This is a genomic window from Clostridium sp. (genome assembly GCF_036642255.1).
Lineage (GTDB): Bacteria > Bacillota > Clostridia > Clostridiales > Clostridiaceae > Clostridium_J.
The window spans coordinates 72,027-79,567 of the sequence record NZ_JAVWDJ010000005.1 but is presented as its reverse complement, the minus strand read 5'-3'; the positions used below and the strand labels follow the sequence as shown (position 1 = coordinate 79,567).

7 protein-coding genes are annotated in these 7,541 nt (G+C 33.4%); 1 reads left to right on the top strand and 6 read right to left on the bottom strand.

All coding sequences use genetic code 11. The annotated features are described in order from the left end of the window. Positions 1-242 precede the first annotated feature (242 nt). The 6 genes from lepB to RR409_RS03965 form a co-directional block, all read right to left on the bottom strand. Positions 243-770: a signal peptidase I gene (gene lepB, locus RR409_RS03990; protein ID WP_332556431.1), complete on the bottom strand. Its 528-nt coding sequence runs from the start codon at positions 768-770 to the stop codon at positions 243-245. 69 nt (positions 771-839) lie between these two features. Beyond that, a complete protein-coding gene (locus tag RR409_RS03985; RefSeq protein ID WP_332556430.1) occupies positions 840-2,378 on the bottom strand; it encodes a BCCT family transporter in 1,539 nt (512 codons plus the stop codon). A 248-nt stretch (positions 2,379-2,626) separates the two neighbouring features. Further along, positions 2,627-3,937, bottom strand: coding sequence for a betaine reductase selenoprotein B (gene grdH / locus RR409_RS03980; protein WP_332556429.1), 1,311 nt, complete (start codon positions 3,935-3,937; stop codon positions 2,627-2,629). A gap of 17 nt (positions 3,938-3,954) precedes the next feature. Then, a complete protein-coding gene (locus RR409_RS03975; RefSeq protein ID WP_332556428.1) occupies positions 3,955-5,280 on the bottom strand; it encodes a glycine/sarcosine/betaine reductase component B subunit in 1,326 nt (441 codons plus the stop codon). 348 nt (positions 5,281-5,628) lie between these two features. Next, positions 5,629-5,919 (bottom strand): ABC transporter permease subunit, encoded by a 291-nt coding sequence (locus RR409_RS03970; protein WP_332556427.1) that lies wholly within the window; start codon positions 5,917-5,919, stop codon positions 5,629-5,631. Positions 5,920-6,150: 231 nt separating this feature from the next. Beyond that, positions 6,151-6,840, bottom strand: a complete 690-nt coding sequence (locus RR409_RS03965) for a CBS domain-containing protein (RefSeq protein ID WP_332556426.1) — start codon at positions 6,838-6,840, stop codon at positions 6,151-6,153. Between the two features lie 256 nt (positions 6,841-7,096). On the opposite strand from RR409_RS03965, the gene RR409_RS03960 reads away from it, so the two are divergent. Further along, on the top strand, positions 7,097-7,541 hold a 445-nt coding region (locus RR409_RS03960), incomplete at its 3' end, for a MerR family transcriptional regulator (protein ID WP_332556425.1).

The window sequence follows — 7,541 nt, the reverse complement described above, 5'->3', positions numbered from 1 at the left end:
TTAGAATTCATTATCCAAATATGCACCACTAAGTGATACTCTTCTTCTTTTAGTTCCTCTCCCCTTACAATTGTTTTTCCAGTTAGGTCCCCCTGTCTATCCAAAATATCCCAGATTTCCATTTTATCTCCCCCTATAAAAATATCTCAATATGAAAACGTATCTTACTTACCGTAATTGAATAAATTAACCACTCTAGGAATAACTTCCCCCAATTTCAAACTTTATTAATAGATTTTCTCTTATCTTAGTTTTTCAAAATCAAAGTCAAGTATATTAAATTTAAAAGTTGCCTTCCCAATGATATCATCAATTGGTATTATTCCAAGCATCCTACTATCAGTACTATTGTCTCTGTTATCCCCTAAAACAAAAACATGGCCATCTTCAACGTGTACTTTCATTGATGGATTTGTAATTATATCCCCAGGTAAATACGCTTCAGTTAATAGTTCATTATTTACATATACTTTTCCTTGCTTTATTTCTACAGTTTCACCAGGTAGCCCAATAATTCTTTTTATAAGTATATCCTTATCAATTTTATCTGACTTTAAAATAATAATATCTCCTCTTTTATAGTCCTTAGTATAATGCTTATACTTTTCTATAATTACCCTGTCATTGTGTTCCCCTGAGTTTAAAGTAGGATACATAGATTGACCCTGTACCTTTGCATTGTCTATAACAAAAGTTTTCAGCACCAAAATAACTAATAAAATTCCTAAGGTTTGCACTATGTCTTTAAAATTAAAACCTAACTTTTTCATTTTCTCTCACCTCTAATATTATTTTAACTTAAAAGAGCCTAGAAATTCTAGGCTCTTTTAGCGATATTATTATTTTATATTTTCTGCTTTAAGCGCCTTCCATAATGAAACACAACTTAGAAGCATAACTACAATGAATGGAAATGCAGCTACTACTGATGCTGTCTGTAAGGAAGCCAATCCACCGGCTAACAGTAAAACTGTAGCTAGCAATGCTTGAAGTACTCCCCATAATATTTTCTTTTTATTGGATGGATTTAAATCTCCGTGAGATGTTAACATACCAAGCACAAAAGTTGCTGAGTTAGCTGATGTTATAAAGAAAGTCCCTAATAATACTATTGTAATTACTGAAATTATTCCCCCAAGAGGATAATTAGCTATAACTTGGAAAAATGCAGTTTCCGGAGACGCTGCTAGTGCTTTTAATGCATCCATTGTAACCTTACCAGTAATACCAAGATCAACTCCAAGAGTTCCAAAAATTGAGAACCAGATTAATGAAGCAATACTTGGTGCAACAATAACTCCAATTATGAACTCTCTTATGGTTCTTCCCTTTGATATTCTAGCGATAAATATTCCTACAAAAGGTGCCCAAGCAATCCACCATGCCCAGTAAAATATTCTCCAGTCCATTAACCACTTATTGCTTTTGAAGGCCTGAATTTGTAAGCTGTCTTGTATAAATTCTCCTAAGTAAGCACCTGTACCATTTAATAAAGTATTTATTATCTTTATAGTTGGCCCTATAAATAAGCATACTAGTAATATTCCAAAGGCAAGAATTAAATTAAGATTAGATATTGCACTAATTCCTTTTTCAATACCACTTACTGCAGTCCAAATAAATATCACTGTAATGACGAATATTATTATTAATTGAACTATTGCATTCTCAGGAATTCCAAACAAGTAATTTAATCCGCTATTTATTTGCAGTGTTCCAAGCCCTAAAGAAGTTGCAACTCCAGCAACTGTGGCAAATACTGCAAGTATATCAATAGCTTTCCCTATAGGTCCCTTTACTTTTTCCTCTCCCAGTAATGGAATAAATATACTACTGATTAAACCAGGTTTATTTTTTCTAAACTGGAAATATGCTAGAGCTAACCCTATGATACTGTAACTTGCCCAAGGGTGAAATCCCCAATGAGTGAAGGAAGCTTTAAACGCAAAGTTTGCTGCTTCAACTGTTCCTGGTTCTATTCCTTCCATAGGTGCCACAAAATGAGATATAGGCTCTGCAATTCCCCAGAACACTAATCCAATTCCCATTCCAGCTCCAAAAAGCATTGCAAACCAACCAGTAGTGCTATGCTCTGGTTTTGAGTCATCCGCTCCAAGTTTTATCTTTCCATACTTACTAAAGGCTAGTATTAATGCAAATAAAACGAATATAAACATAGAAAGTAAGTATGCCCAACCAAATTTTTCAGTCAAAAATGCCAAAGCACCTTTGGCTATCTTTTCAAAACCACTCTTATCTATGATTCCCCAAAATACTATTGCAAAAGTTATAATTAATGAAATAATAAAAACATGATTTGTTTCTTGTTTTGCCTTAGGTTTTAACGGCAAAACCGTATTTGAATTCGTATTTCCCATAACAATATCCTCCTTGAAATTTGATGATAATTTTATTTCAAGTCCTTTTAAACAATATATTTATTTATCAATGAGTAAGTTCATTGGGACTGTGATTTCATTTTGCACAGCCCCATTATATTACTATTATACAAGTTACTTTTATTATCTACTTTTGAACAGATCATAATTCACTCAAAAATTTTCTTTATAATCAAGTAATATATTCAAATTCCAAAATCATAGGGAACTTCCCACTTAAACTATCTCTAGAATTTAACTTTGAAAACAGTAGTTTCTTCTACATCTGCTGTTAAAGCATCTAAAGCTACCCCAACTCTATGATAACGAAGATTCCATTGTACTTCCTTTGATGTAGCAGGGTCTCCTAATGGATACGGAATGGATATAGTTGGGACAATCTTATTTGCTCCAGCTGTTTTTGAAACTGGAATTAAGTTTGCCATTTGTACAATTGGCATGCCAGACTTCTCAATTTCTTTAACCATTGTTGCACCGCAACGTGTACAAGTTCCTCACGTGGAAACCATTATAACTCCATCTACACCTTCATTTTGAAGATAAACTAAAATCTCCTGTGCCATTCTTTTAGCTTCCGCTTGAGTAGTTCCAGTACCTACTGTTGAATAGAAGTAATCATGTAATTTCTTAAATTTTCCTTCCCTTTCATAAGCTCTTAATGCATCTATTGGCGCTATTACATTTGGGTCAGCATCTGCTGCGGCTGGGTCAAATCCAGCGTGAATTGTTTTATAAACCCCACCTTTTAATGCATCTACTCCAGCAATATTATATCTTCCCCATCTTGTAGCTGATGCAGACTGAATTCTATCGGGATTATCTACAGGTACTATACCTCCAGTAGTCAATAGTGCTATAGTTGCTTCTTTAAGCGCCTTAATTGGTTGTGCTACAGGCACTTTATCTGTTTTTGGAATTGGAAGTTCAGTGATAAAAGGTCTTCCATTTAATTTTTCTATAAGCATTTCTACAGCTCTGTCGGCACCCCACTTACCATCTTTTCTCCATACTTGATGTCTGATACCTCTTGGATAATATCCTTCAGCTTCCGCTCCAAGAGTTTCCTCACCCTTTAAAAGTTTATTTCCAAATGCAGCCATAGCTCTTATATCACTTCTCATTTTAGCAGCACTATGTCCCCCAACGAAAACATACATGTCTTTCTTAAACATCTCTACTCCTGGGTTTTCTATATGCATAGACGTAATTACAGGCACATTAAACTCAGCTTTAACAGCCTTACATATTTCCCCACAGGCTACCCCATATCTTCCTGCTTGGAAGGCAGGTCCTGCAAAGAAAATATCAAACTCTATATTTTTAAGTTCATTTATTATTCTTTTCACTGCTTCATTTGTGTTAGATCCCATGAAATTATCTCCACAAATTATTGTGTGTGTAACTTCTGCATCTAAGCTATTATTTAATTCTATAGCTGGCCCTATGGTTCCTTCTTTTACAATAGGTTCAAAATCTGCTTTATCTTCTCCACCAATTTGTCCAAAGAATTGATTTATATATAATACTGCCTTTTTCATATTATCCCCTCCCATTACTAAAATTCAATCATAGTTTTTGGTGACCAACCACAAACCTGATCTCCACAGAACATTGCATTATTCTCCATAATTATTGATCCGTCTGGTCTTACAGAAGGTCCAAGCAACTCATCATTTGCCCATCCACCAGATAGTCCATCTCTACCAAGAGCCTCTAACTCGCCTATAACCATTTCCATAGCTGGAAGTTCTATCATTTCTGAAACATTTCCACAAGAAACAATTGCATTAGCCTTTTCATCCATTGAAACTAATGGTTGTGATGCTCCATCCCTTCCAGTACACTCGTTAGTAAGTCCTACAACTTTTACACCCGCATCTTCAAGTGCAACTACACATGCTGTAAAATCTGCATCTGGGTTACCATATCCTTCTTCTGCAACTATAGCACCATCCGCTCCAAGAGATTTCGTAATTTGAGCTACAAATAGAGCCGCACGATTTTTTTGGTCTAATGCTACATTAAGGTTTGACATCACTATACCTAAAAAGTTTATTGTCTTTCCATGTTCTTTATATAGCCTTTTTATTGTAGGATTATTTTGGAATTCATAAGTTGCCCATTTAGATGAACATGGCATAAAACTCCCTGATACAACTGCACCATCTAAAACTTCATTTGGATGCATAAATGTTGGTAGCATACGATTCATATCCCATCCATATAAAAGCGTATTGTACCCTAACTCCTCCATTTGAGATTGAGGCTGCATAACAAATACCATACTCGGAAGAGTATTCACAGTAGTATCACGCTTTATTACAGGCTCTAACTGGTACTGTTCTATTTCTTCCGGTTCTAAATTTTTAACACAACTTCCTATGAACTCTGCAAGTTTATGTCCTGCTTCTCTTAAGGCCTTATTCTTTTTCTGTTGCTCTCTTTTTTCAAATTCCTCATCTGTATCTGCAACTAGCACTATGTTCTTAAGCTGAGAATAGTAAGTATACTTTGCTCCTTCTCCACTCATATCAATAAGTCCATCTTGAAATCCACCCCAATGTTTCCCTACAACAATTAAACTACAATCCTTTAACGCATGAGTTCTTCCGTTGCCAGCCTTAACTAAATCTCCAGTATATCCCGGAAATAATGGGTCCCCATTTAATTTCACTCTTGGTTCTATAGCTTCTTTAACTGGCACAAGACGCACATTATCACCTGGTTTTACAATAAGTAAATCTGCTTCCGTAATATGCTTGTCTTCTAAAACGAAATCTAAAGCTTCCTGTTTATTGATAGTTAAGATCCCATTTAAAAACTCAGTTTTTTCACCAAAGGCTATGTCCTTAACATAAAAGTTTCCAATTTCTAATTTCATTTCCCCACTCCCCCATGTAATATTTTGAATGTTTGAAATATTTATAATTTTATTTTATTCCATAAACTAGAATTTGTAAACACGTTTACTCAACTTCGTTATTTAATTAACAAATATGTTCTATCAAAAATTTAAATAATAAGGCATCTAAGTATTTAATCTTGAAATAATTCATTAATAATAGTTTAAATATATCTTTTTTTGCTTTATCTTAAGATTAGATTTAGTATCAACCTAGAAATAAAGATATAAAAAAGCACATCCTACCAACAAAGGTTAGATGTGCTTTTTGTTAAATTCGTAATTTGTATTGATAAAAATCAAGGTTAATAGAATTTACATTTTTGTCTATTCACTTAACTTCCTCGATGCCTCCGACATTAAATCTGCAAGAAGTACAAGAAGTAAGTAACAGAGTAATAACAAGGATATTTCCGTGTATTTAAAATAACTCATACTTAATTTGAACTGTTGTCCAAGTCCCCCTGCACCTACAAAACCAACCACAATAGTAGTACGGAGAATCACTTCTCCACGGTAAAGAATATAGGTTATGAACTTAGGCATTACACTTGGAATTACTCCATAAAACAACATTTGAACTGGACTTCCACCAGAGGAAGCTATATTTCGATTCATCTATTTCATTTTCTTATATTCAATTTATTCCTATTTTATGTGGTATCTATGAGAATAGCATTCACCTTTAGCTAATGATACTCAGAAAGAATAATTAAAAAAGTAGAACTTTTAATAAGTTCTACTTTATATATATTTTTTAAAAAAAATCCTTCTTGAAAGGCTAATATCAATTATTTTTGCAATATATCTCATTGTGGATCCACATTAATACTTCCCTTAAACTTTTAATTACTTTGAAATACTTCCATATAACCTAGGCAAGTCAAATAAGCTTAGAATTCCTAAAGGAGGTTCATTTTTCTCACCTGATTCTGTAATAATAATAGCATTAAGCCTAAGCCCCTTTTTATACCATTGATCAAAAATGCTTATAGCCTCAAACACTGTAGCTGACTTTGAAATAAATGTGTAGCTTTCCTTATGTTCACTGAATTCTAAAATCATTCTCACATCTACAAGTTCATCAAACTCAACACCATTCTCTAAGTTGTACGCCATCCATCTAGCCATGATATCCGTAGTGAGTAATCCTATAAATTTCCTGTTATCATAAACTGGAATCTTAGAAAAAGAATTACTAAATATCTTTCTTGCAGCTACACTTATTTTATCGTAGGAGCTACATTTAACTACCTTATGCAAAAAACCATTTTCTAAAATAGGAGGTTTTGTAATCATTTTGCACATAAATTCTAAATCTTCCACTACAGTTGTATGGGGTTCTGCGATAGCTTCCCCATCAATTCGTTTATGAACAATTGCGTTGCGTAGCTCTGCATACTCTTTTAAGGTGTTTTTATATTTTTCAACACTTGAGTTTTTACTTGACGCCCTATCTACCAACTGATAAAAAGCCTTGTGTGTATCATTACTAACTATTTCCTTCAACTTGCTTTCAATCTTTATAAAAGCATTCAAAAATCTTTCAGAATTCTTTTTGTCCAGTTTTAATCCCCCCTAACATAGTTTCATATAGCTATTATTATAAACTTAGTTGATGAATCTTATTTAAATAATTACTTTCATTATACCATATTACACATACTCACCTATTTTATTTAGAATTCATATAAAATGTTTAAAAAAATGATAAATAACATATTGACCCTCACCTAACGTTATAGCTTATTATTAACTCACAGGGATGAAAGCAAAGCACAAAGGAGAGGATTTTATGACATATAAAGTTAAAGAAGTTGCCACCTTAGCAGGAATAAGCGTACGTACCCTTCATCATTATGATGAAATAGGTCTTTTAAAACCTGAGTCTATTACACCGGCCGGATATAGACTTTATACTGATAGAGATCTAGAAAGATTGCAACAAATCTTATTCTTTAAGGAGCTTGATTTTAACCTACAAGAAATTAAAGAAATTCTAGATAGCCCTAATTTTGATAGGGAGCATGCTCTTAAGCTCCATAGGGAGCTATTAGTTAAAAAGAAAATAAGGTTGGAAGAAATAATTAAGTCCGTAGATAAAACTATGGAATCAATTAATGGAGGTATAGATATGAGTAAAAAGGAAATGTTTGAAAGTTTTGATATGACTGAAATAGAAAGGCATCAAGAAAAATATGCTGAAGAGACTAAAGAACGATATGGTAGCTCAGATGCTT